This is a genomic window from Nocardioides sp. Z24_21 (assembly GCF_058134345.1).
The window spans coordinates 46,764-66,237 of sequence record NZ_JBYTTH010000005.1 but is presented as its reverse complement, the minus strand read 5'-3'; the positions used below and the strand labels follow the sequence as shown (position 1 = coordinate 66,237).

Annotated in this window: 20 protein-coding genes; 8 read left to right on the top strand and 12 right to left on the bottom strand. The window is 74.3% G+C overall.

Features of this window, described 5'->3' with window-relative positions; genetic code table 11:
• The first annotated feature begins 16 nt into the window (after positions 1 to 16).
• Positions 17 to 1,018: a GNAT family N-acetyltransferase gene (locus AC3X7Z_RS15685; protein ID WP_489976524.1), complete on the top strand. Its 1,002-nt coding sequence runs from the start codon at positions 17 to 19 to the stop codon at positions 1,016 to 1,018.
• 10 nt (positions 1,019 to 1,028) lie between these two features.
• Here the strand turns inward: AC3X7Z_RS15685 and AC3X7Z_RS15680 are convergent, their stop codons facing one another.
• The gene (locus tag AC3X7Z_RS15680; RefSeq protein WP_489976523.1) at positions 1,029 to 2,288 is read right to left on the bottom strand and encodes a PucR family transcriptional regulator; all 1,260 of its coding nucleotides are present in this window, start codon (positions 2,286 to 2,288) and stop codon (positions 1,029 to 1,031) included.
• 78 nt (positions 2,289 to 2,366) lie between these two features.
• On the opposite strand from AC3X7Z_RS15680, the gene AC3X7Z_RS15675 reads away from it, so the two are divergent.
• From AC3X7Z_RS15675 to AC3X7Z_RS15665, 3 genes are read left to right on the top strand one after another with little or no spacing between them, the layout of a single operon-like run.
• On the top strand, positions 2,367 to 3,107 hold the full coding sequence (locus AC3X7Z_RS15675; RefSeq protein ID WP_489976522.1) for an oxamate carbamoyltransferase subunit AllH family protein: 741 nt from the start codon (positions 2,367 to 2,369) through the stop codon (positions 3,105 to 3,107).
• Complete coding sequence (locus AC3X7Z_RS15670; RefSeq protein ID WP_489976521.1) at positions 3,104 to 4,627, top strand: AllF/FdrA family protein; 1,524 nt, start codon at positions 3,104 to 3,106, stop codon at positions 4,625 to 4,627. The genes AC3X7Z_RS15675 and AC3X7Z_RS15670 overlap by 4 nt, the downstream gene beginning before the upstream one ends.
• Positions 4,624 to 6,021 carry a YlbE family protein gene (locus AC3X7Z_RS15665; protein ID WP_489976520.1) on the top strand — a complete coding sequence of 466 codons (1,398 nt, stop codon included), beginning with the start codon at positions 4,624 to 4,626 and terminating at the stop codon, positions 6,019 to 6,021. Before AC3X7Z_RS15670 ends, AC3X7Z_RS15665 begins: the two co-directional genes overlap by 4 nt.
• On the opposite strand, the gene AC3X7Z_RS15660 is transcribed toward AC3X7Z_RS15665, so the two are convergent.
• The 8 genes from AC3X7Z_RS15660 to moeZ form a co-directional block, all read right to left on the bottom strand.
• Complete coding sequence (locus tag AC3X7Z_RS15660; RefSeq protein ID WP_489976519.1) at positions 5,994 to 6,668, bottom strand: lysophospholipid acyltransferase family protein; 675 nt, start codon at positions 6,666 to 6,668, stop codon at positions 5,994 to 5,996. The genes AC3X7Z_RS15665 and AC3X7Z_RS15660 overlap by 28 nt on opposite strands.
• A gap of 5 nt (positions 6,669 to 6,673) precedes the next feature.
• Complete coding sequence (locus AC3X7Z_RS15655; protein WP_186341494.1) at positions 6,674 to 7,006, bottom strand: MGMT family protein; 333 nt, start codon at positions 7,004 to 7,006, stop codon at positions 6,674 to 6,676.
• Entirely contained in the window at positions 7,003 to 7,509 is a 507-nt protein-coding gene (locus AC3X7Z_RS15650; protein WP_489976518.1) for a hypothetical protein, read from the bottom strand. Before AC3X7Z_RS15650 ends, AC3X7Z_RS15655 begins: the two co-directional genes overlap by 4 nt.
• Positions 7,509 to 8,786 (bottom strand): DUF58 domain-containing protein, encoded by a 1,278-nt coding sequence (locus AC3X7Z_RS15645; RefSeq protein ID WP_489976517.1) that lies wholly within the window; start codon positions 8,784 to 8,786, stop codon positions 7,509 to 7,511. Before AC3X7Z_RS15645 ends, AC3X7Z_RS15650 begins: the two co-directional genes overlap by 1 nt.
• Complete coding sequence (locus AC3X7Z_RS15640) at positions 8,783 to 9,757, bottom strand: AAA family ATPase (protein WP_489976516.1); 975 nt, start codon at positions 9,755 to 9,757, stop codon at positions 8,783 to 8,785. Before AC3X7Z_RS15640 ends, AC3X7Z_RS15645 begins: the two co-directional genes overlap by 4 nt.
• Positions 9,744 to 10,178, bottom strand: coding sequence for a hypothetical protein (locus AC3X7Z_RS15635; RefSeq protein ID WP_489976515.1), 435 nt, complete (start codon positions 10,176 to 10,178; stop codon positions 9,744 to 9,746). Before AC3X7Z_RS15635 ends, AC3X7Z_RS15640 begins: the two co-directional genes overlap by 14 nt.
• Complete coding sequence (locus AC3X7Z_RS15630; protein WP_489976514.1) at positions 10,175 to 10,969, bottom strand: DUF4129 domain-containing protein; 795 nt, start codon at positions 10,967 to 10,969, stop codon at positions 10,175 to 10,177. The genes AC3X7Z_RS15635 and AC3X7Z_RS15630 overlap by 4 nt, the downstream gene beginning before the upstream one ends.
• Before the next feature lie 64 nt (positions 10,970 to 11,033).
• Entirely contained in the window at positions 11,034 to 12,233 is a 1,200-nt protein-coding gene (gene moeZ / locus AC3X7Z_RS15625; protein WP_489976513.1) for an adenylyltransferase/sulfurtransferase MoeZ, read from the bottom strand.
• Between the two features lie 236 nt (positions 12,234 to 12,469).
• Between moeZ and AC3X7Z_RS15620 the strand changes: the two genes are divergently transcribed.
• The 3 genes from AC3X7Z_RS15620 to AC3X7Z_RS15610 all read left to right on the top strand — a co-directional run bounded on the left by AC3X7Z_RS15620 (position 12,470) and on the right by AC3X7Z_RS15610 (position 13,790).
• Positions 12,470 to 13,057 carry a TetR/AcrR family transcriptional regulator gene (locus AC3X7Z_RS15620; protein ID WP_186341487.1) on the top strand — a complete coding sequence of 196 codons (588 nt, stop codon included), beginning with the start codon at positions 12,470 to 12,472 and terminating at the stop codon, positions 13,055 to 13,057.
• An 81-nt stretch (positions 13,058 to 13,138) separates the two neighbouring features.
• Positions 13,139 to 13,357 (top strand): DUF3107 domain-containing protein, encoded by a 219-nt coding sequence (locus AC3X7Z_RS15615; RefSeq protein ID WP_186341486.1) that lies wholly within the window; start codon positions 13,139 to 13,141, stop codon positions 13,355 to 13,357.
• Positions 13,358 to 13,505: 148 nt separating this feature from the next.
• A complete protein-coding gene (locus tag AC3X7Z_RS15610) occupies positions 13,506 to 13,790 on the top strand; it encodes a GlsB/YeaQ/YmgE family stress response membrane protein (RefSeq protein WP_186341485.1) in 285 nt (94 codons plus the stop codon).
• A 76-nt stretch (positions 13,791 to 13,866) separates the two neighbouring features.
• Here AC3X7Z_RS15610 and AC3X7Z_RS15605 read toward each other — a convergent pair whose 3' ends face one another.
• Positions 13,867 to 14,541, bottom strand: coding sequence for a ferritin-like fold-containing protein (locus tag AC3X7Z_RS15605; RefSeq protein ID WP_489976512.1), 675 nt, complete (start codon positions 14,539 to 14,541; stop codon positions 13,867 to 13,869).
• A gap of 157 nt (positions 14,542 to 14,698) precedes the next feature.
• Here AC3X7Z_RS15605 and AC3X7Z_RS15600 point away from each other — a divergent pair, with 157 nt between their 5' ends.
• Entirely contained in the window at positions 14,699 to 16,120 is a 1,422-nt protein-coding gene (locus tag AC3X7Z_RS15600; RefSeq protein WP_489976511.1) for a DEAD/DEAH box helicase, read from the top strand.
• Between the two features lie 95 nt (positions 16,121 to 16,215).
• Here the strand turns inward: AC3X7Z_RS15600 and AC3X7Z_RS15595 are convergent, their stop codons facing one another.
• Both AC3X7Z_RS15595 and AC3X7Z_RS15590 read right to left on the bottom strand, forming a co-directional pair.
• On the bottom strand, positions 16,216 to 18,504 hold the full coding sequence (locus AC3X7Z_RS15595; RefSeq protein ID WP_489976510.1) for a M28 family peptidase: 2,289 nt from the start codon (positions 18,502 to 18,504) through the stop codon (positions 16,216 to 16,218).
• A 144-nt stretch (positions 18,505 to 18,648) separates the two neighbouring features.
• Positions 18,649 to 19,461, bottom strand: a complete 813-nt coding sequence (locus AC3X7Z_RS15590; RefSeq protein ID WP_489976509.1) for a ParA family protein — start codon at positions 19,459 to 19,461, stop codon at positions 18,649 to 18,651.
• Positions 19,462 to 19,474: the final 13 nt, after the last annotated feature.

Below are 19,474 nucleotides of genomic sequence, written 5' to 3'. Positions count from 1 at the left end.
TCCCTACCCTTCGAGCATGGCCCTGCCCCTCACCGACGACGCCTGGCCGGCCGGGTCGTTGCGCACCGAGCGGCTGCTGCTGCGCGCGCCCGAGGCGCGCGATCGCGAGGCGTTCCTCGACCTCGGCTCAGACCCGGTCGTCAACCAGCACCTCGCCGGCGGCCAGGACCGCGCCACCCTCGACGCCAGCCTCCCCGAGGTGCCCGCCGACCGCCCGGCCCAGTACGTCCTGGAGCACGAGGGCCGCTTCGTGGGCTGGATCGGGCTGAGCCGCCGGGAGGCGGAGCGCCCCGGCCGGCTGGTCGCCACGGACGGGTCCGAGCCCGCCGTCGCGGGGCCGGGCGTCGTCGAGCTGAGCTACGTGCTCCCGGTCGACGCGTGGGGCCGCGGCTACGCCGCCGAGGGGTGCGCGGCGCTGCTCGACCTGGCCGACGAGCGCCTCGGCGAGGACGTCGTGCTGTGCACGCAGGTCGCCAACGCCCGCTCCCGCGCGCTGGCCGATCGCCTCGGCTTCGACGAGGCGGACCGGTTCGAGGAGCACGGCGCGGAGCAGTGGTTCGGTGTCCGGCACCCGGCGCTGCGCCGCGCGGTCGCGACGGACGCCGAGGCGGTGCGGCGCGTCGCCGAGGCGGCGTACTCCCCCTACCTCGCCCGGATGGGCGGCCTGCGCCCCGGCCCCCTCGAGACCGACTACGCCGCTGCGATCGATGACAGGGAGGCCTGGGTGGCCCTCGACGGCTCCTCGGTCGTCGGCCTCCTGCTCCTGGTGCCCGAGGACGACGGCGTCCTCCTGGACAACGTCGCCGTCCTCCCCACCCACCACGGACGCGGGGTCGGGCGGCGCCTCCTCCGGCTCGCCGAGTCGCGCGCCCGCGCCCTCGCGCTCCCCCGCGTCCGCCTCTGCACCCACCACACGATGGTGGAGAACCAGGCGCTCTACGCACGGGTGGGCTACGTCGAGACCCACCGCGCCGGTGAGGCCGGTCTCGTCCGGGTGTTCTACGAGAAGCTGCTCTGAACCCGGCCCGTCAGTCGACGATCTCGAGCGCCCGCAGCGCCACCGCCACGTCGAGGCGCAGGTGCGGGTCGGTGGCGACCGGGCCGAGGATCCGCTGCAGCTTGCCCACGCGGTAGCGCATCGTGTTGTAGTGGAAGAACTGCGCGCGGGCGGCCTCCGCGACGTTGAAGTTGGTGTCGATCAGCACCTGCAGCGTCTCGCGCAGGTCGGCGGCCTCCGGGGTGCGCGCGGCGAGCGGCCCGAGGACGTCGGCGGCGAACGCGCTCAGCTCGGCGCCGTCGGGCACCAGGGCGAGCAGCCGGTGCAGGCCGAGCTGGTCGAAGCGGATCACCGAGCCCCCGCCGTGCACGCGCCGCCCGATCTCGACCGCGCGCTGGGCCTGCCGGAACGCCTCGGGCAGGTCACCGAGACCCGCGGCGACGCGGCTCACCCCGGCCGAGAACGCGACGCGCCCACCGCCGCGGTCGCCGCGCACCGCGGCGATGATGCGGTCCACGGTGAGCTGCGCGCCCTCCGGCCCGGTCGACGGGTCGACGGGCACGAGCGTGACCACCTCGCGGCTGAACGCGACCGAGGCGATGGTCTCGTCGACGGTGGCGGAGACCTGGCGCCAGGCGTGGGCGAAGCGGTCGTGCCACGCGCGCCGGTCGTCGGGCTCGGGGGCCAGGACGGCGATGGCGTCGGGGTCGAGCACGGCCACCACCACCATCACCGGACGGTCGAGGTGCCAGCCGAACGCCTGGGCGTGCTCGGCGACGTACTCCTCCTCACCGGCCCGGCCGAGGAACACGTCGCGCAGGAAGTCGCCGCGGTACTTGTTCTCCACCGCGGTGATGGCCTCGACGCGGGTGACGAGCAGCGCGGCCACGATCGCTGCCCGCTCGAGCGCGTGCACGTCGGAGGCGTGGATCGTGCCGTCGGGCTGCAGCGCCACGAGTCGGGCCAGGTCGACGCCGGCCGCGACGACGCGGCGTACGAGCGCCTCCCCCTGGCCCACGGCGGTGCCCGCGGGGTCGATGCGCTCGACGCGCACCCGGCCGGTGGGGTCGACCAGGTCGGCCCGGGCCAGCGCCTCGCGCTGCGCCTGGTCGAGGTGGGCGGCGCGCTCGCGGCCGTCGGTGGAGGTGAACACGACGCCGTAGCCGAGCGCGTCGCCGACCGCCTCAGCGATGGCGTCGAGGTCGCCACCCTCGAGCACGATGTGGGTCAGGGCGGTGTGGAGCGCGTCGGCGCGCTCGAGGGCTGCGACGGCCTCCGGGTCGCTTATCAAGTCTTGGCGCACATCCACCTCGCGGTCCGACAAGTTCTCACATTCGCGAGTGTCCCACGAGCCGTTAGCGTCTGTGGCGTGACGACCGGACCGATCCCCGTGGCGGCACCACACCGGGTCCACGAGCGGCTGCGGGCGGCGTCCGACGGTCCGCGCGAGGTGGTCCACGCGAGCGGAACGGCGATCTACGTCGACCTCGACGGCTGGTGCCTCGGCCTGGTGTCGGGAGCCGCGACGCGCGTGCCGTGCGCGCTGTGGTCGACGCTGCCCCGCCTCGACGTCCTCACCGGCGGCCTCCCCCGTCCGGCGGTGCGGGTGCGGGGCGGCGAGCTGGTGGTGGGCGAGCGGGCGGTGCGGGTCGCCCGGGTCGTCGACGTCACCGCCCCCGCCCCCGGACGCCATGAGGATCCGCGGTCCGCACCGGAGGTCCTGATGACGTCCGGGCTGGACCTGGCACCGGGCCACCTCGACCGGCTCGTCGGCCGCGGCCCCGGCCTCACGCCGCTCGGCGACGACGTGCTCGCCGGGTGGCTCACCACCCGGGCCGCACTGGGGCGCCCCGACGACGCTCTCGCCGGGGCCGTGCGCGACCGGCTGGGAGCGACGACCCTCCTCTCGGCCACACTGCTCGAGTGCGCGGTGCGCGGCGAGGCGCTCCCAGAGCTGGCCGCCTGGCTCGCCGACCCGACCGACGCCGCCGAGCGCGCCCTGCTGGCCGTCGGCGCCACCTCGGGCGCCGGCCTCCTCGCCGGGGCCGCGCTGGCCCTGGCGTCCACCACGTCCCGCACGCCTCACCCCACTCCCCGGAGGGCAGCATGAAGGACCACGTCGAGCTCCGCAGCGGCGCCTACGCCGACTCCGTGACCCTGCTCCAGGTCAGCCGGGCGGTGCAGGCCACGCCCGGCGTGGTGGCCGCCCAGGTCGCGATGGCCACCGGGCTCAACCTCGAGGTGCTCGAGGGGATGGGCTTCGACGTCCCCGCGTCGTCGCCCAACGACATGGTCGTGGCCGTGCGCCTCGACGACGCCGGCGACCTGTCCGCCGCCCTCGCCGCGGTCGACGCCGCCCTCGCGCCGACCAGGCCCGGCGACGGCGGCACCACGCTCGCCCCGCCCCGCACCACGGCCAGCGCGCTGCGGCGCGCGGACGCCGGCGCCGTCGCGCTCGTCTCGGTGCCCGGCGCCAGCGCCACCGTCGAGGCGATGGACGCCCTGGAGGCCGGCCACGACGTGATGGTCTTCAGCGACAACGTGCCCGTGGCCGAGGAGGTCGCCCTCAAGGCGTACGCCGCCGCGCGCGGCGCGCTCGTCATGGGGCCGGACTGCGGGACGGCCGTTCTCGACGGCGTCGGGCTGGGCTTCGCCAACACGGTGCGCCCCGGGAGGATCGGGCTGGTCGCCGCGTCGGGCACCGGCTGCCAGCAGCTGCTCGCCCTGCTCCACCACGCCGGCGAGCGGCTCGCCGCCGACGGCCACGACGGCGTCGGGGTGCGGCACGCGCTGGGGGTGGGCGGGCGCGACCTGTCCGCCGCAGTCGGCGGTGCCTCCACCCGCGAGGCGCTGCGCCGCCTCGACGCGGACGCGGACGTCGACCTGGTGGTGGTCGTGTCCAAGCCGCCCGCCCCCGAGGTGGCCGAGGCGCTGGCCCGCGAGGCCGGTGCCCTCGCCACGCCCGTCGAGCTCGGGCTGCTCGGCCGCGGACAGCGCGACCTCACCACCGTCGCGGAGGACGTGCTCGCGCGGCTCGGCCACCCTGCGCCCGAGTGGCCGGTGCACGGCGCCGACAACACCGGCCCCGCGACGGGCCGGCTGCTGCGCGGACTCTTCGTCGGCGGCACCCTCTGCGACGAGTCGATGCTCCTGGCCACCGAGGCGCTCGGCCCGGTGCGCAGCAACATCCCGCTCTCCGACGACCTCGCGCTGGACCCGGGCGAGACGGGTGACCTGCTCGCCGACGACCACACGATGGTCGACTTCGGGGACGACGCGCTGACCCAGGGCCGGGCGCACCCGATGATCGACCCCACCCTGCGCACCGAGCAGCTCGCCCGGGCGGCCGCCGACCCGGCGACCGGCGTCATCCTGCTCGACGTCGTGCTCGGCCACGGCGCCGAGCCCGACCCGGCGGCGCGCCTCGCGCCGGCCATCGCGGCGGCGCGCCGCGACCGCGCGATCCCGGTCGTCGTGAGCCTGGTGGGCACCGACCTCGACCCGCAGGGCCTCGCCGCCCAGCGCGACGCGCTCGTCGCCGCCGGCGCCGAGGTGCACCTGTCCAACGCCGGCGCGACGCGCCGCGCCATCGCCCTGCTGGGCGGACCCGAGGGGAAGGACGCCCGATGAGCCAGCCCACCGTCGTCACGGTCGGAGCCGACATGCTCGCCGACGCCGTCGCCGACCAGGCCGTCGAGGTCGAGCGCGTCGACTGGCGCCCGCCGATGCCCGGCACCGAGGCCGACCTCGCGACCGTCGCCACCGACCCCCGCCGCCCCGGGGCCAACCGCCGGGCGGTCGAGGCGATGCTCGGCGTCACCGCGCACCTCGTCGACGTCGCCCCGGCCTCGGAGGTGCTGGGCCTCGAGCCGGGCCAGTTCCTCCATGCCGGCCCCCCGATCGGCTGGGACCGGGCGTCCGGACCGCTGCGGGGCGCGCTGATGGGCGGCGCCGCGCTCGAAGGGCTCGTCGACGACCCCGAGGACGCGGTCGCCCTCTTCGAGTCCGGCGGCAGCGTCAGCCTCGAGCCCTGCCACCACCGCAGCGCGGTGGGACCGATGGCCGGCGTCGTCACTCCGTCGATGTGGATGTGGGTGCTCGAGGACCGCGAGACCGGGCGGCGCACCTACTGCTCGCTCAACGAGGGCCTCGGCAAGGTGCTGCGCTACGGCGCCTACTCCCCCGAGGTGCTGACCCGGCTCCGCTGGATGGGCGACGTGCTCGGCCCGCTCCTGCAGGCCGCGGTGCGCGGCACCGAGGAGGCCACCGACGTCACCGGCATCCTCACCCAGATGCTGCAGATGGGCGACGAGGCCCACAACCGCAACCGCGCCGGCACGCTGATGCTGCTGCGCGACCTCGCGCCGGCGATGGTCACCGCCGGGTTCTCCGGCAAGGACGTCGCCGACGCGCTGCGCTTCATCGGCGGCAACGACCACTTCTTCCTCAACCTCGCCATGCCCGCCTGCAAGCTCGCGCTCGACGCGGGCCGCGACGTCCCCGGCTCGACGATGGTCGTCGCGATGGCCCGCAACGGCACCGACTTCGGCATCCAGGTCTCCGGCACGGGCGACGAGTGGTTCACCGGGCCGGCGCAGGTGGCCGAGGGCCTCTTCCTCGGCGACTACGGCCCCGACGACGCCAACCCCGACATCGGCGACTCCGCGATCACCGAGACGGCCGGCATCGGCGGCTTCGCGATGGCCACGGCCCCGGCGATCGTCCGGCTGGTCGGCGGCTCGGTGCCCGACGCTCTCGCCACCACCCGCCGCATGCACGAGATCACGCTGGCGGAGAATCCGCGCTGGACCGTCCCGGTGCTGGAGTTCCAGGGGACCCCCACGGGCATCGACGTCACCCGCGTCTGTCGCACCGGCATCCTGCCCCAGATCAACACCGGCATGGCCGGCAAGGTCGCGGGGGTCGGCCAGGTCGGCGCCGGGCTGGTCACCCCGCCGGCCGAGATCTTCCCCCGGGCGCTGGCCGCGCTGGCGGCTCAGGCCGACGCGGACCGCTCGTTGTAGATCCCGGCCTGCTCCTGGCCGGAAAGGTCGGCGATCGCGCCCATGATGCGGTCGGTGAGGTCGCGGCGCGCCCGGCCGGTCGGGACGCCGTCGTACTCCCCCGCGACCGTGATCGGCTCGCCGAAGCGCACCGTCACGTCGACCTTGCCCAGCCGCGGCCGGCTCGCGCCCACCGGCTGGATGTCCTGGGTGCCGACGAGGCCGACCGGGACGACGGGGCAGCCGGCGGTCAGCGCGAGGTGTGCCACCCCGGTGCGGCCGCGGTAGAGCCGGCCGTCGCGCGAGCGGGTGCCCTCGGGATAGATGCCGAACGCCTCGCCGCGACGCAGCACGTCGAGCGCGGTGTCGAGGCTCGCGATCGCCGCGCGGGTGTCGTCGCGGTCGACGGGGAGCATCCCGAGCCCCTCGAACCACGCCCGCGTCAGCGTGCCGCGCACGCCGGTGCCGGTGAAGTAGTCGGACTTGGCGAGGAAGACGACCTTGCGCGGCACCACGACCGGGATGACGACGCTGTCGAAGAACGAGAGGTGGTTGCTCGCCACGATCACCGGACCCGTCGCCGGCACCCGCTCGAGGCCCTCGACGCGCGGGCGCCACACGGCGCGGGCGAGCGGGGGGATGACGCCGTGCGCGACCGTGTAGAGCATGGCGGTCATTGTGCCCCGAGTCGCGGCGGGCAGAACGCCCGCGCCAGATCCACGGACCCGCCCGGGAGCAGCGGGGTGCCCTCCTCGAGGTAGGCCTGCCGCGCCTCCTCGCCGTGCGACGGCGGCAGCGAGCCGTCGGCGCGCACCACCCGCCACCACGGCACCCCGCCGCCGTGGGCGGCGAGCACCGAGCCGACCAGCCGCGGACCACCGCGGCCCAGGCGCTGGCCCACGACGTCGGCGATCGCCCCGTAGGTCGTGGCCCGCCCGCGCGGGACCGACTCGGCGCACTGCAGCACCAGCTCGGCGTAGAGCTCGCGCTCCTCCTCGGTCGTCACGGCACCTCCGGTCGCGTCAGCCGGGCCGTGACGAGCAGCAGCCCGACGGTCACCAGCCCGGTCACCAGCCACACCCACGACGGCGCCAGCGCCGGGTCGAGGCCGCGGACCGCCACCCAGGTGGGGAGCACCGGCACCAGCGCCAGAAGCCCTCGGCCCAGCCAGAGCCTGGCCAGTCGGCGGTCGAGCGCGAGGGTGGGCGGGCCGTACGACGCCAGGGTGGCCGCGACGTGCGCCGCGACCAGCAGCACGGCGACGACCAGGATCCGACCGTCCACCACCCCGTGGGCGGCCCACCACCCCCCGACCAGCACGAGCGGGACCACCCCGATCGCGTGGTCGGGCAGCAGCGCCCACCCGGCGGCGCTCAGCACCACCCCGCCGACCACCGCCCAGTGCGGCACCTCGGGCAGCGCCAGGGCCAGGGCGGCGCACGGCAGCACGAGGACGAGCACCCGCAGCCCGACGGCGGACGCGGCGGCACCGCGGGCGTACGGCCGCATCAGGCACGCACCTTCGGCACCCGCGCGCGCCGCGCGAGCTGCTGGAGCACGGTGTCGAGCGTGCCCGGCCCGCGCCACGGCACCACGGGCGTGCCCAGCGCCGCCAGCCGGCGGAGCCGGTCGTCGCGCTCGATCCGCTGCATCCGGGCGGCCAGCGCGGGCAGCGACAGCCGGTCGGCCTCCCGGCCCGCGAACACCTCGCCGAGGGTGTCGATGACGACCACCGAGGTGCCGCCGCGCTGCAGGCCGGCGGTCGCGGTGACGAGCGGCGTGAAGAGCATCGGCGACAGCACGTGGACCACGCTGCCGGCACCCGCGCCGAGGTCGAGCCGCTCGGGCGGCACGCTCCGAGCCTCGGGCCGCACCCGGGCGAGCGTGCCGAGGAGGCGCTGCAGGTGCCGCGGCCCGGCGCCGAGCGGCACCCGGGCGCCGTCGGCGGCCACGACGAGCATCCCCACGCGGTCGCCGGCGCGGACGTGGTGCTCGGCCAGCGCGGCCGCCGCGCGGACGGTGAGGTCGAGGGTGCTCGCCGGGCCGTCGATGCCGCCGGAGGTCCCGATGTCGCGCAGGCCGTCGACGACGAGCCACACCCCCGCGTCCTGCTCGGCGCGGGTGGTGACGACGTGCAGCTCGCCGGTGCGCAGGGAGACCGGCCAGGTGATGCGCCGGAGCCGGTCGCCGGCGGCGAAGAACCGGATGCCCTCGAACTCGGTGCCGCTGCCGAGCCGGCGCGAGCGGTGCCGCCCGACCAGGCCGTCGGGCTGCGGCACCTCCGCGCGACTGTCGTACGGCGCCGTCTGCGGCAGCACGGTCAGCCCGTTCTCCGGCAGGTCCACGGGTCCCCAGCGCCAGCCCGCCCACGCGCTGGTGAGGGCGACCCGCTCGGCCCCGATCGCGCGTCGTCCCCACCGGCGCGGGCTGAACCACAGGACCGGGAGGCCGTCGGCGACGAGCGACCCGGCCGCGCCCTGGGTCGGCGAGGCGGCCACGTGGGCGGTGGCGGCGGCGACGCGCGTGCAGTGCTCCACTCCGGTCAGGTCGTCGACGTCGACCCGCGACGTCGTCCCCTGGCCCTCGTGGAGCCGGTGGTGGTCGAGGCGTGCGCCGACGCGCACCGGGCCGCGGGGGCGCGACGCGAGCCCCATCGCGGCGAGCACGACGAACGGGGCGGCCAGCACCACCAGCACCTCCTGGCCGAGCGCCACGCCCCCGCAGATGCCGCCGAGCGCGAGCAGGCACGCGCGGACCAGGGCGGACGTGGGCCGCCACCCGGTCACCGCGACTCCAGCGTCCGGGGGGTCTCGACCGACGACAGCACGGCGTCGACGACGCGGGCGCCCGATGCCTGGGTCATCCAGAGGTCGGGCTTGACGGTGATCCGGTGCGCCAGGACCGCACGCGCGACGACCTTGACGTCCTCCGGCACGACGTAGTCGCGACCGCGGATCGCGGCCCAGGCGCGCGCGGTGAGCACGAGGCCGAGGCTGCCGCGCGGCGAGGCGCCGGTCAGCACGTCGGCATGGGTGCGGGTGGCGGCGACCAGCGCCACGCAGTAGCGGGCCACCGACTCGTCGACGACCACCCGCTCGACGGCTGCCTGCGCGGCCGAGAGCCCGGCGGCGTCGGTGACCTGGGCGAGGTCGACCTCCTCGCGCCGGCGGTCGAGGCGGCGGCGCAGGACGTCGTACTCCTCGCCCGCGCTCGGGTAGCCGAAGCCCACCCGCAGCAGGAACCGGTCGAGCTGCGCCTCGGGCAGCGGGTAGGTGCCCTCGTACTCGACGGGGTTGGCGGTGGCCAGCACGTGGAACGGGCTCGGCAGCCGGTGGGTCTGGCCCTCGACGGTGACCTGCCCCTCCTGCATGGCCTCGAGCAGCGCGGCCTGCGTCTTGGGCGGGGTGCGGTTGATCTCGTCGGCGAGCAGCAGTCCGGTGAAGACCGGGCCGGCGCGGAAGTCGAACTCCGCGCGGCGCTGGTCGTAGACGTAGGAGCCGGTGAGGTCGGCGGGTAGCAGGTCGGGGGTGAACTGCGCGCGGGCGAACTCCAGCCCCAGCGCCGACGCGAAGGACCTCGCGGCGAGCGTCTTGCCCAGCCCCGGGTAGTCCTCGAGCAGCACGTGGCCCTTGGCCAGGATGCCGGCGAGCACCAGCGACAGCGCCTCCCGCTTGCCGACGACGGCTCGGCCCACCTCGTCCAGCACCTGCTCGGCGAGCCGGGAGACGTCGGCGGTGGGGGTCTCAGCGTCGGTCACGGAGGTCCTCGATTCGGGTCAGGATGCGGTCGATGTCGCCGGGCGAGAGGCGCCCGCCGTCGGTGGTCTCGTGCTGGATCTCCTCGGCCAGGCCCGGGTCGCGGGCGCGCGCGAGCTCCACCAGCCGGCGGGCGAGGGCGTCGGAGGGGTGGTCGGCGCTGCGGTGGCTGGTGAGGATGCGCAGGTCGGAGGTGACCTCGTCGACCCGGTCCGCGGGCGGCGGGCCCGTGCGCCACTGAGCCGCCGGGACGTCGACGGTGTCGACGACGAGGTAGGTCATCGCCAGCACGACGACCGCCCACACGACGTACGGCAGCGGCCGGGGGTCGAAGTCGAGCGCGACGGCGAGCGCATAGCCGATCGCGGCCAGGACGACGCCGCCGGCGACGCGCCCGCGCCACCGCGCGAGGAGGCGGCTCACGTCCGCACCCCCAGGCTGCGCCGGATGCCGGCGAGGGCGGCCACCGCCTCGGCGCGATGGTCCTCGGTGATCGGGTGCCGGGAGAACCTGGCCTCGCGGTAGAGCTCGGCGAGCCGGTTGACCGGCGCGGTGTCGGCGTCGACGAGGTCGAGGATGCGCAGGGCGTACTCCGAGGACGTCTCGGAGGCACGGCGCGCCACGCCGGCCCGCTCCCCCAGCACCTCGAAGCGGTGCCAGGCCGCGACGATGGCGTTGCGGGGGTCGCCGCCGCGCAGCAGCGCGTCCTGCTCCTCGGCCCCGGCGGCCAGCTCCTGCGCCACCCGGTCCGGCTCGTCGAGCGGGGTGAACGCCACGTCGATGCGCTCGGCGTCGCCGCGGCGGGCCAGCACCGCCCGGGCCGCGACGACCAGCAGCCCGAGCACACCGGCGGCCACCCCCGCGAGCAGGGCGCCGAGGAGGATCCACACCAGCACCTTGACCCACAGGGGCGGCGGGCTGTCCTCGACGATCTCGCGATAGTCGTCGAGCCCGGCCGGGGGTGGGTGGCAGTAGTCGCGCTCGGCGAGGTCGTCGGGGACCTCCACCGTCGTGGACCCGTCGGGCGCGGTGCGCACGGGCAGAGGGATGCACGACTCGGTCGTCGTCGACAGCGGCGCGGGACGCGGGCCCGGCCCGGTGAAGACCCGGTCGGGGCCGACGAGCGTCGCCCAGGCCACCAGCACCATGAGGAGGCAGGTGAGGGCCACCGCGAGCGTCGCGCGCACCGCTGGGGTGAGTCCGGGCGCCCGCATGGCGTGACCCTAGGCGACGGGGTCGTGCCGCGCGAGCGGTGCCCGACCCCGTCGGGGGCGGTGGCTAGTAGGCCGGCTGGCTCGGGTCGATCTGGCTGACCCACGCCACGACGCCACCACCGACGTGCACGGCGTCGGCGTAGCCCGCGCCCTTGACGATCGCCAGCACCTCGGCCGAGCGCACGCCCGACTTGCAGTGCAGCACGATCGGCTTGTCAGAGGGCAGGTCGCCGAGGGCGTTGCCGTTGAGGAACTCGCCCTTGGGCACCAGCCGGGAGCCGGGGATCCGGTTGATCTCGTACTCGTTGGGCTCGCGCACGTCGATGAGCTCGAAGTCGCGGGTGCCCTCCTCGCGCTCCTTGAGCATCGCCTCGAGCTGGGTGACCGAGATCGTCGAGCCGGCAGCGGCGTCGGCGGCCTCGTCGGACACGGCGCCGCAGAAGGCGTCGTAGTCGATCAGGCCGGTCACGGTCGGGTTGTCGCCGCACAGCGCGCAGCTGGGGTCCTTGCGGACCTTGAGCTTGCGCCACTCGAGCTCGAGGGCGTCGTAGATGACCAGCTTGCCGATGGCGGGGTCGCCGATGCCGGTCAGCAGCTTGATCGCCTCGTTGACCTGGATCGACCCGATGCTCGCGCAGAGCACGCCCAGCACGCCGCCCTCGGCGCAGCTCGGGACCATGCCCGGCGGCGGGGGCTCGGGGTAGAGGCAGCGGTAGCACGGCGCGTCGTCGGCGAGGGTGGGTGCGAAGACCGACGCCTGGCCGTCGAAGCGGTAGATCGACCCCCACACGTAGGGGATCTTCAAGAAGTAGGCCGCGTCGTTGACCATGTAGCGGGTCGCGAAGTTGTCGGTGCCGTCGACGATGAGGTCGTAGCCCTCGAAGACCTGCAGGACGTTGTCGTTGTCGAGGCGCTCGGGGTGCACCACCACCTCGACGTAGGGGTTGACCTCGGCGATCGACTCGCGCGCGGACTCCGCCTTGGGCCGGCCGATGTCGGACATGCCGTGGATGATCTGGCGCTGCAGGTTGGACTCGTCGACCTCGTCGAACTCCGCGATGCCCAGCGTGCCGACGCCGGCCGCGGCCAGGTAGAGCAGGGCCGGGGAGCCCAGGCCGCCGGCGCCGATCACCAGCACCTTGGCGTTCTTCAGGCGCTTCTGCCCGGTCATCCCGACGTCGGGGATGATCAGGTGGCGGCTATAGCGGCGCACCTCGTCGGTGCTGAGCTCGGCGGCGGGCTCGACAAGTGCAGGGAACGACACGACTTCTCCTCGACTCGGGTGTCGGTGCAACAGCACCGGCGCGTTCCATGTTCCCCGCGTGCCCCAAGCGCCCCCGACCGGTCCCGCGATGCGGACGTGGCGCTCACGGGGGGCACGCCCGACCCGTGCCGCGACTACCTCCGAGTACGCTGCGGGCTCACCCCCGATGCAGCAGAGGAGCACCCGTGGGCGTTGAACGGTTGGAGTCGAGCGGGCCGCGACCCCGCGGGGGGCGCATGCCCCGACGCGAGCGTCGCGCGCAGCTGCTCGAGTCCGCGCTCGAGGTGTTCGTCGCGCAGGGCTACCACGCCGCCGCGATGGACGACATCGCCGAGCGGGCGGGGGTGTCCAAGCCCGTGCTCTACCAGCACTTCCCCGGCAAGCTCGACCTCTACCTCGCGCTGCTCGACACCTCGTGCGACCTGATCATCGACAACTGCCGCGAGGCGCTGGCGTCGACCAACGACAACCGCGACCGCGTCATCGCGACGATGAAGGTCTTCTACAGCTACGTGGCCTCGGAGGAGGGCGCGTTCCGCCTCGTCTTCGAGTCCGACCTCACCAGCGAGCCCGACGTGCGCGAGCGCGTGGACCGGGTGACGACCGAGTGCGCGTCGATGATCGCCGACGTGATCCGCACCGACACCGGCCTGCCCGACGAGGCCTCCGAGCTGCTCGCGGTGTCGCTGGTGGGAATGGCGCAGGTGTCGGCCCGGTTCTGGCTGGCGGGAGGCGGGCGCATCCCGCAGGACGACGCGGCCTCCCTGATCGCCGGGCTGGCGTGGCGCGGCATCCGGGGCTACCCCATGACTGACGGCGACTGACGTCGCTCCACCCGACCGGGCGCCACCACCCACCCGGCATCATCGACTCGTCACCCAACACCCTGAGCTAGGAGCAACATCGTGGAGGTCAAGATCGGCGTGCAGCACGCGCAGCGCGAGCTGGTGCTCGACACCGACAGCACGCCCGAGGACATCGAGGCGCAGCTCTCGCAGGCGCTGTCCGACGGCGGCGTCCTGCGGCTGGCCGACACCAAGGGCCGCGCGGTCGTCGTGCCCGCGGACAAGATCGCCTACGTCGAGCTCGGCTCGGCGACGTCCAGCGCCGTCGGCTTCCGCTGACCGCCCCGCCGTGGGGGTGGTGACACCTCATCCCTAGGGGCGCACGGTGATTGCTACCGGGACCGGTCGCCGACATCATGGGCGAGCCGGTATACACCATGCCGGTCCTCCCGTCACGAGTTCGTGGCAAAAGAAAGGGTGATCCATCATGGTCGTAGATCTCATCGTCCTCATCATCGTCGGAGCGATCATCGGACTGCTCGGCAAGCTCGTCGCTCCCGGCGACAAGGACAACATCCCCATCTGGCTCACGATCCTCTGCGGCATCGGCGGCGTGCTGCTCGGCTACTGGATCTACTCGTTCTTCGGCGGCGACGGCTCCGACGGCGTCGACTGGGTCCGCTGGATCGTCGCGATCATCACCGCGGCCGTCCTCGTGGTGATCGCCTCCACGGTCACCGGACGCAACGCCGGGAACCGCACGCGGCTCTGACCGCTCGCACGACCACACGAGGCCCCGCATCCCACGGATGCGGGGTCTCGTCTCGTCCGGGGCCTCAGGCCTCCACTCAGGCCTCGAGGCCGAGCTCGGCCATCCGCTCGGTGTGCCGCTCGGTCAGCCGGGCGAACATCCGGCCCAGCGCCGCCAGGTCGAGCCCCGGCCGGTCCACTCCCCCGGCGAGCAGCGCCGTGAGGGAGTCGCGGTCGCCGGCGACCCGCTGGGCCTGGGTGAGGGCCTCGCCCATCAGCCGCCGGCCCCACAGCGCCAGCCGGCCGCCCAGCCGGTGGTCGGCGGCGATGCCCGCGCGTACGCGCTCGACGATGAACGCCGTCTGCCCGGAGTCCTCCAGCGAGCTGATGATGACCTCGCGGGTCTCGGCGTCGAGGTAGGCGGCGATCTCGCGGTAGAAGTCGGCGGCGAGCCCGTCGCCGACGAAGGCCTTGATCAGCCCCTCGTAGTAGTCGGAGGGCGCCGTGTGGGCGTGGAAGCGGTCGAAGCCGGGCCGGAAGACCTGCATCGCCTCGACCGGGTCGGCACCGAGCTGCTCGAGTCGCTCGACCAGCTTCTGGAGGTGACCGAACTCGGCGGTGGCCATCGCGCCGATGGCGATCTTGTCGTCGATCCCCGGCGCCATCTTGGCGTCCTCGACGAGTCGCTCGAACGCCGAGAGCTCGCCGTAGGCGATCGCACCGAGGAGGTCGACTGCGGCGCGGCGGTAGTCCTCGTCGGGCGATTCCGTCATGTTCGCAGCCTAGCGATAGCATCGGGGGGACCGAGCCGCCGACTCGACGCCGGTGGCCGCCTGTATGTGCGCGGTCGGCACTTGCCCCGCCGGGGCCTCTCGAGTGGGCTGACCGCATACGCGTGGGACAACCCGACTCATCAGAGAGCGACACTTCGTGACCACCTTCCGTGAACTGGGCGTGCTGCCCGAGATCTGCGACGCGCTCGACCGCGCCGGCATCACCACCCCCTTCGCCATCCAGGAGATGACCCTCTCGGTCGCACTCCTCGGCACCGACCTCATCGGCCAGGCCCGCACGGGCACCGGCAAGACCCTGGCCTTCGGCATCCCGGTGCTCCAGCGCTCCATCGCGCCGAGCAACCCGGCCTACGCCGACCTGCCGCAGGGCAAGCCGCAGGCCCTCATCGTCGCCCCGACCCGCGAGCTCGCGCTCCAGGTCTCCAGCGACCTCGCGCTGGCCAGCAAGGACATGGGCCTGCGGGTCCTCACCGTCTACGGCGGCGTGGGCTACGACCACCAGCTCGAGGAGCTCGAGTCGGGCGTCGACATCGTCGTCGGCACGCCGGGTCGCCTCATCGACCTGGCCAACCGCCGCGCACTCGACCTCTCGCACGTGCACGCGCTCGTGCTCGACGAGGCCGACGAGATGCTCGACCTCGGCTTCCTCCCCGACGTCATCACCCTGCTGTCGAAGACGCCGGAGACCCGTCAGACGATGCTGTTCTCGGCGACCATGCCGTCGGCGATCGTCGCGCTCGCCCGCACCCACATGCGCCACCCGATGAACATCCGCGCCGAGTCGTCCTACGACACCACGATGGTGCCGGCGACCGCGCAGTTCATCTACCAGGCCCACGACCTCGACAAGCCCGAGATCATCGGTCGCATCCTCCAGGCCGAGGACGCCGAGAAGATGATCGTCTTCACCCGCACCAAGCGCCAGGCGCAGCGGATCGCCGAGGACCTGCAGGAGCGCGGCTTCAATGCCTCGCCCCTCCACGGCGACATGGCGCAGGTGGCGCGCGAGAAGGCCCTGGCCCGCTTCCGCGAGGACAAGATCCAGGTCCTCGTGTGCACCGACGTCGCCGCCCGCGGCATCGACGTGCGTGGCGTCTCCCACGTCATCAACTACACCTGCCCCGAGGACGACAAGACCTACGTCCACCGCATCGGTCGCACCGGCCGCGCGGGCGCGTCGGGCACCGCGATCACGTTCGTCGACTGGGCCGACCTGCACCGGTGGAAGATGATCAACAAGGCGCTCGACCTGCCCTTCGACAACCCGCAGGAGACCTACTCCACCTCCGAGCACCTCTTCCACGACCAGGGCATCCCGGCCGGCACCAAGGGCCGCGTCGTCGACCCCGCCCCGGTCGAGAAGAAGGAGCGCGCGCCCCGCGAGCGGCGCTCGGGCTCGGGCCGCGGCGACTCGGGGTCCTCGGGCTCCTCGCGCTCCGAGGCCTCCTCCGGCTCCTCGGCCTCATCGTCGGAGAAGTCGGGCGACGCCCCGCGTCGCCGCAACCGCAGCCGCCGGCGCACGCGCGGCGGCCAGTCGGTCGAGACCCCCAACGCCTGACCCCGGCGCCTCAGCGCGTCACGCGAGCGGGCCCCGACGCCACTCCTCCGATGTGGCGACGGGGCCCGCTCGGCGAGGCTCCGGTCGGTGGGACGCTAGCCCCTCCCGACCACGACGGTGGTCGAGGCCGAGCTCGGCCGTACGAGCCGGTTGCCGACGTGGCGCACCCGCAGGACGTGCTTCCCGCTCCGGTCGAGACGGTCGAGGCGGACCACGACGCGGCCGTCTCGAAGGCGGGCTGAGCCCACCTCACGGCCCCCGGACCTGACCACGATCCGGCCGCGTGCCGCGAACGCGATGTCGCGCGGACGCACCACCAGCCGGACCGGCAGGTGGACGCGCGCTCCCCGGACGGTCCGCACGGGCCGCAGCCGCAGCTGCGCGCGGGCCTTGAGCACCTTGACGCGTGTCGGAGAGACGACTCGGTCGGCGCCCGACGCATCCACGTAGACCACGTCGACGTCGTGCCGGCCCGGGCGCAGGCGGGCGGCGGGCAGGATCACGGACCGGACCCCCGGCTGGCCCGAGGTGGTGGCCAGCACCCGCCCTCCGTCGCGGATCTCGACCGATCCCGTGGGCTCGAGTGCGGCCGGCGCCAGGTCGATCCGCACCACGGGCGACTGACCGTAGCGACTCGTCTCCGCCGAGGCGGAGATCCGCGGAAGGGCCGGCGCGGTGCCGCCGTCGAGGGTCAGCCTGACCGACTCGTCACCGGACATCGCGACCTCGCCGGTCACGGTGTCCGATCCCTTGGTGGCGCTCAGCGCGCAACGACCCGACGGGACCCGGGTCCTGGTGACCCCCGCCTCGTCGGTGCGTCCGGCGTCGTGGCTACCGTCGCCGCAGTCCACCAGCACCTGGGCGCCGGACAGGGGCGCTCCGTCCTTCGTCACCGCGGTGACGGTCAGGGCGTTGAGCGCGTTCTCGATGACCGCTCCCCCGATGACGTCGAGGGTGATCTGCAGGCGCGGCTCGCTGACGTTGTTCATCCCGTCGCTGGGCTGGTGGTACTCGGGCTCGGTCCGGTAGCTGCCGCGGGCGATGGACTCGCAGGTGCTGGGCGCGACCGGGTCCTGGTAGTCGAGCCAGATGAAGAGGGCCGCCGGGATGCCGGCGTCGAAGAAGGCCTGGTGGTCCGACTGCCCGAGCTTGCAGTTGTCCAGGCCGCCGAACCCGTCGCGCGCGGCCGCGGCGTAGGCCTGCTCGACGACGTAGTTGCTCCTGCCGTCGGGGGTGAGCGCCCACAGGCGGGCCGGCTCGTGGGTCGTGCCGACCATGTCCATCTGCCACTCGCCGACGAACCGCTTCCGCGTGGCCGGGGTGAGCGTGTCGACGTAGGCGCGGGCGCCCAGCAGGCCGCCCTCCTCCCCGCCGAACCCGCCGATGCGGATCTCCTTGTCGTAGGGCAGCGTGGCCAGCACGCGAGCGATCTCCGTGGAGACCCCGTTGCCGGAGGCGTCGTCGTGACCACCCGGTGCGCCGAGCACCGAGTCGATGTGGGCCCCGACCATCACGATCGGGGCCGTCGTGCCCTGCGGGTCGCCCACCGCGTGCCGGGTGGCGATGATGTTGGTGCCCATCGGGTTGACGTACTCGTTGGTGACCAGGCGCAGTGAGACCGGGCCGGCCTGCAGCGCCTGGTCGAGCCACACCGTGTGGTCCGACCCGGCACCGAGCACCGGGATCGCGACGGCGGCCGTGCCTGCCGGAACCGTCGGGTTGCGCGGAGCGGTCTTGCCGCTGGCGGGCACCGGGGGCGCCAGGATCACGGCCACCGCGCCGTTGGCCGCGGCGAGGGTCATCGCCGTGCCGCGCTCGGCCGGCGTCGAGACGACGGCGTAGGCGATGGCACCGGACGCGTCGGCGTAGTCCTCCGCGGTCTGGCCGGTGCCGACCGGCACCACCGGTGCGGTCACGGGAGCGCCGTCGCCGGTGTAGACCCCCGACGGTGAGGCGGCCATCTGCCACTTGGGACCGCCGGGCAGGGGTGCGCCCGCAGTGACGACGTCCGCGGTGCGCTTGGTGCTCACCGGACCCCACGACTGCAGCTCGACCTCGTAGCCGTAGGGCTCGAGCACGTCGCGGAGGTAGGCCGCTCCGCGGCGCTCCGCCGGCGTGCCGTTGACCCGCGGACCGATCTGCTCGACGAGGTGCTTGACGGTCGCGTACGCACGACTGCCGTCCAGCTGCTCGGTCAGGTCGCGCTCATAGGTGGGAGGCGTCGCCGCGGCCGCAGCGACGGGGGTGGCGTCCTGCGCCGGCGTGTCCCCCTGGGCGACGCTCTGGGTGCCGGCGACGAGCCCGGCGACGGCCAGCGCGGCCGCCCCCAGCCCGGCGGTGGCGCGTCGCGCGCGGGTGGTGGCGCGGAAGGTCGTGGAACGCATCGTGGGCAGCCCCTTCGGGACGTCGTGTGGCGACAGTGATCCTCGTCACTGTCACCCATGCGTCCCTGAAGGTAAAGACCTCATCGGGGTGGGTCGCCCGCCCGCACGCCGGCCGTCGGTCGAGGCACCCTGGGCCCGGGCCCCCTACCGGGTCGCGCGAGCGACGAGGTTGCGGGCGACCTCGCGGTAGGCCGTGGCGCCCTTGCTGCTGCGGCTGGTGGCGAGGATCGACCGGCCCGCGGCCGGGGCCTCGGCGAACTTGATGGTCTTGGGGATCGGCGGCTCGACGACCTCGAGGTCGTAGGTCTCGCTGATCGTCTCCAGCACCGTGCGCGCGTGGGTGGTGCGGCCGTCGTAGAGAGTCGGCAGCACGCCCCACACCTCGAGCCCGCGGTTGGTGAAGCGGCGCACGTCGTGGACGGTGTCGAGCAGCTGGCCGACCCCGCGGTGCGACAGCGTCTCGCACTGCAGCGGCACCAGCACGCCGTCGGCCGCGGTGAGCGCCGCGACCGTCAGCACGCCGAGCGACGGCGGGCAGTCGAGCAGCACCCAGTCGTAGGGGCCGTCCTCGGTGTCGGCGAGGTCGTCGGCCAGCTGCTCGAGCACGCCCTTGATCACGTGCTCGCGACCCGTGCGGGTGAGCAGGTCGGCCTCGGCGCGGGCGAGCTCGATGGTCGCCGGCAGCAGGTCGACGCCGTCCTCGGTCGCGAGGATCACCTCGCTCGGGTCGACGCCCTGGGTGAGCACGTGGTGCACCGAGGTCTCGACGTCCTCGGGGTCGATGCCCAGGGAGAACGTGAGGCACGCCTGCGGGTCGAGGTCGACGAGCAGCACGCGGTGCCCGAGCTCCGCGAGCGCGGCGCCGATGGACGCGACGGAGGTGGTCTTGGCCACCCCGCCCTTCTGGTTGGCGACGGCCAGCGTGACGGGGGCCGCTCCCCGGCTCTTGGTGCTCATTGCCTGCAATTGT

Excerpts from the sequence above, each read along its gene's own strand:
- AC3X7Z_RS15605 (WP_489976512.1), bottom strand. The coding sequence starts at position 14,541 with ATGACGGAATCGCCCGACGAGGACTACCGCCGCGCCGCAGTCGACCTC.
- AC3X7Z_RS15620 (WP_186341487.1), top strand. The coding sequence starts at position 12,470 with ATGCCCCGACGCGAGCGTCGCGCGCAGCTGCTCGAGTCCGCGCTCGAG.
- AC3X7Z_RS15590 (WP_489976509.1), bottom strand. The coding sequence starts at position 19,461 with ATGAGCACCAAGAGCCGGGGAGCGGCCCCCGTCACGCTGGCCGTCGCC.
- AC3X7Z_RS15670 (WP_489976521.1), top strand. The coding sequence starts at position 3,104 with ATGAAGGACCACGTCGAGCTCCGCAGCGGCGCCTACGCCGACTCCGTG.
- AC3X7Z_RS15630 (WP_489976514.1), bottom strand. The coding sequence starts at position 10,969 with ATGCGGGCGCCCGGACTCACCCCAGCGGTGCGCGCGACGCTCGCGGTG.
- AC3X7Z_RS15650 (WP_489976518.1), bottom strand. The coding sequence starts at position 7,509 with ATGCGGCCGTACGCCCGCGGTGCCGCCGCGTCCGCCGTCGGGCTGCGG.
- AC3X7Z_RS15595 (WP_489976510.1), bottom strand. The coding sequence starts at position 18,504 with ATGCGTTCCACGACCTTCCGCGCCACCACCCGCGCGCGACGCGCCACC.
- AC3X7Z_RS15610 (WP_186341485.1), top strand. The coding sequence starts at position 13,506 with ATGGTCGTAGATCTCATCGTCCTCATCATCGTCGGAGCGATCATCGGA.
- AC3X7Z_RS15685 (WP_489976524.1), top strand. The coding sequence starts at position 17 with ATGGCCCTGCCCCTCACCGACGACGCCTGGCCGGCCGGGTCGTTGCGC.
- AC3X7Z_RS15660 (WP_489976519.1), bottom strand. The coding sequence starts at position 6,668 with ATGCTCTACACGGTCGCGCACGGCGTCATCCCCCCGCTCGCCCGCGCC.
- AC3X7Z_RS15665 (WP_489976520.1), top strand. The coding sequence starts at position 4,624 with ATGAGCCAGCCCACCGTCGTCACGGTCGGAGCCGACATGCTCGCCGAC.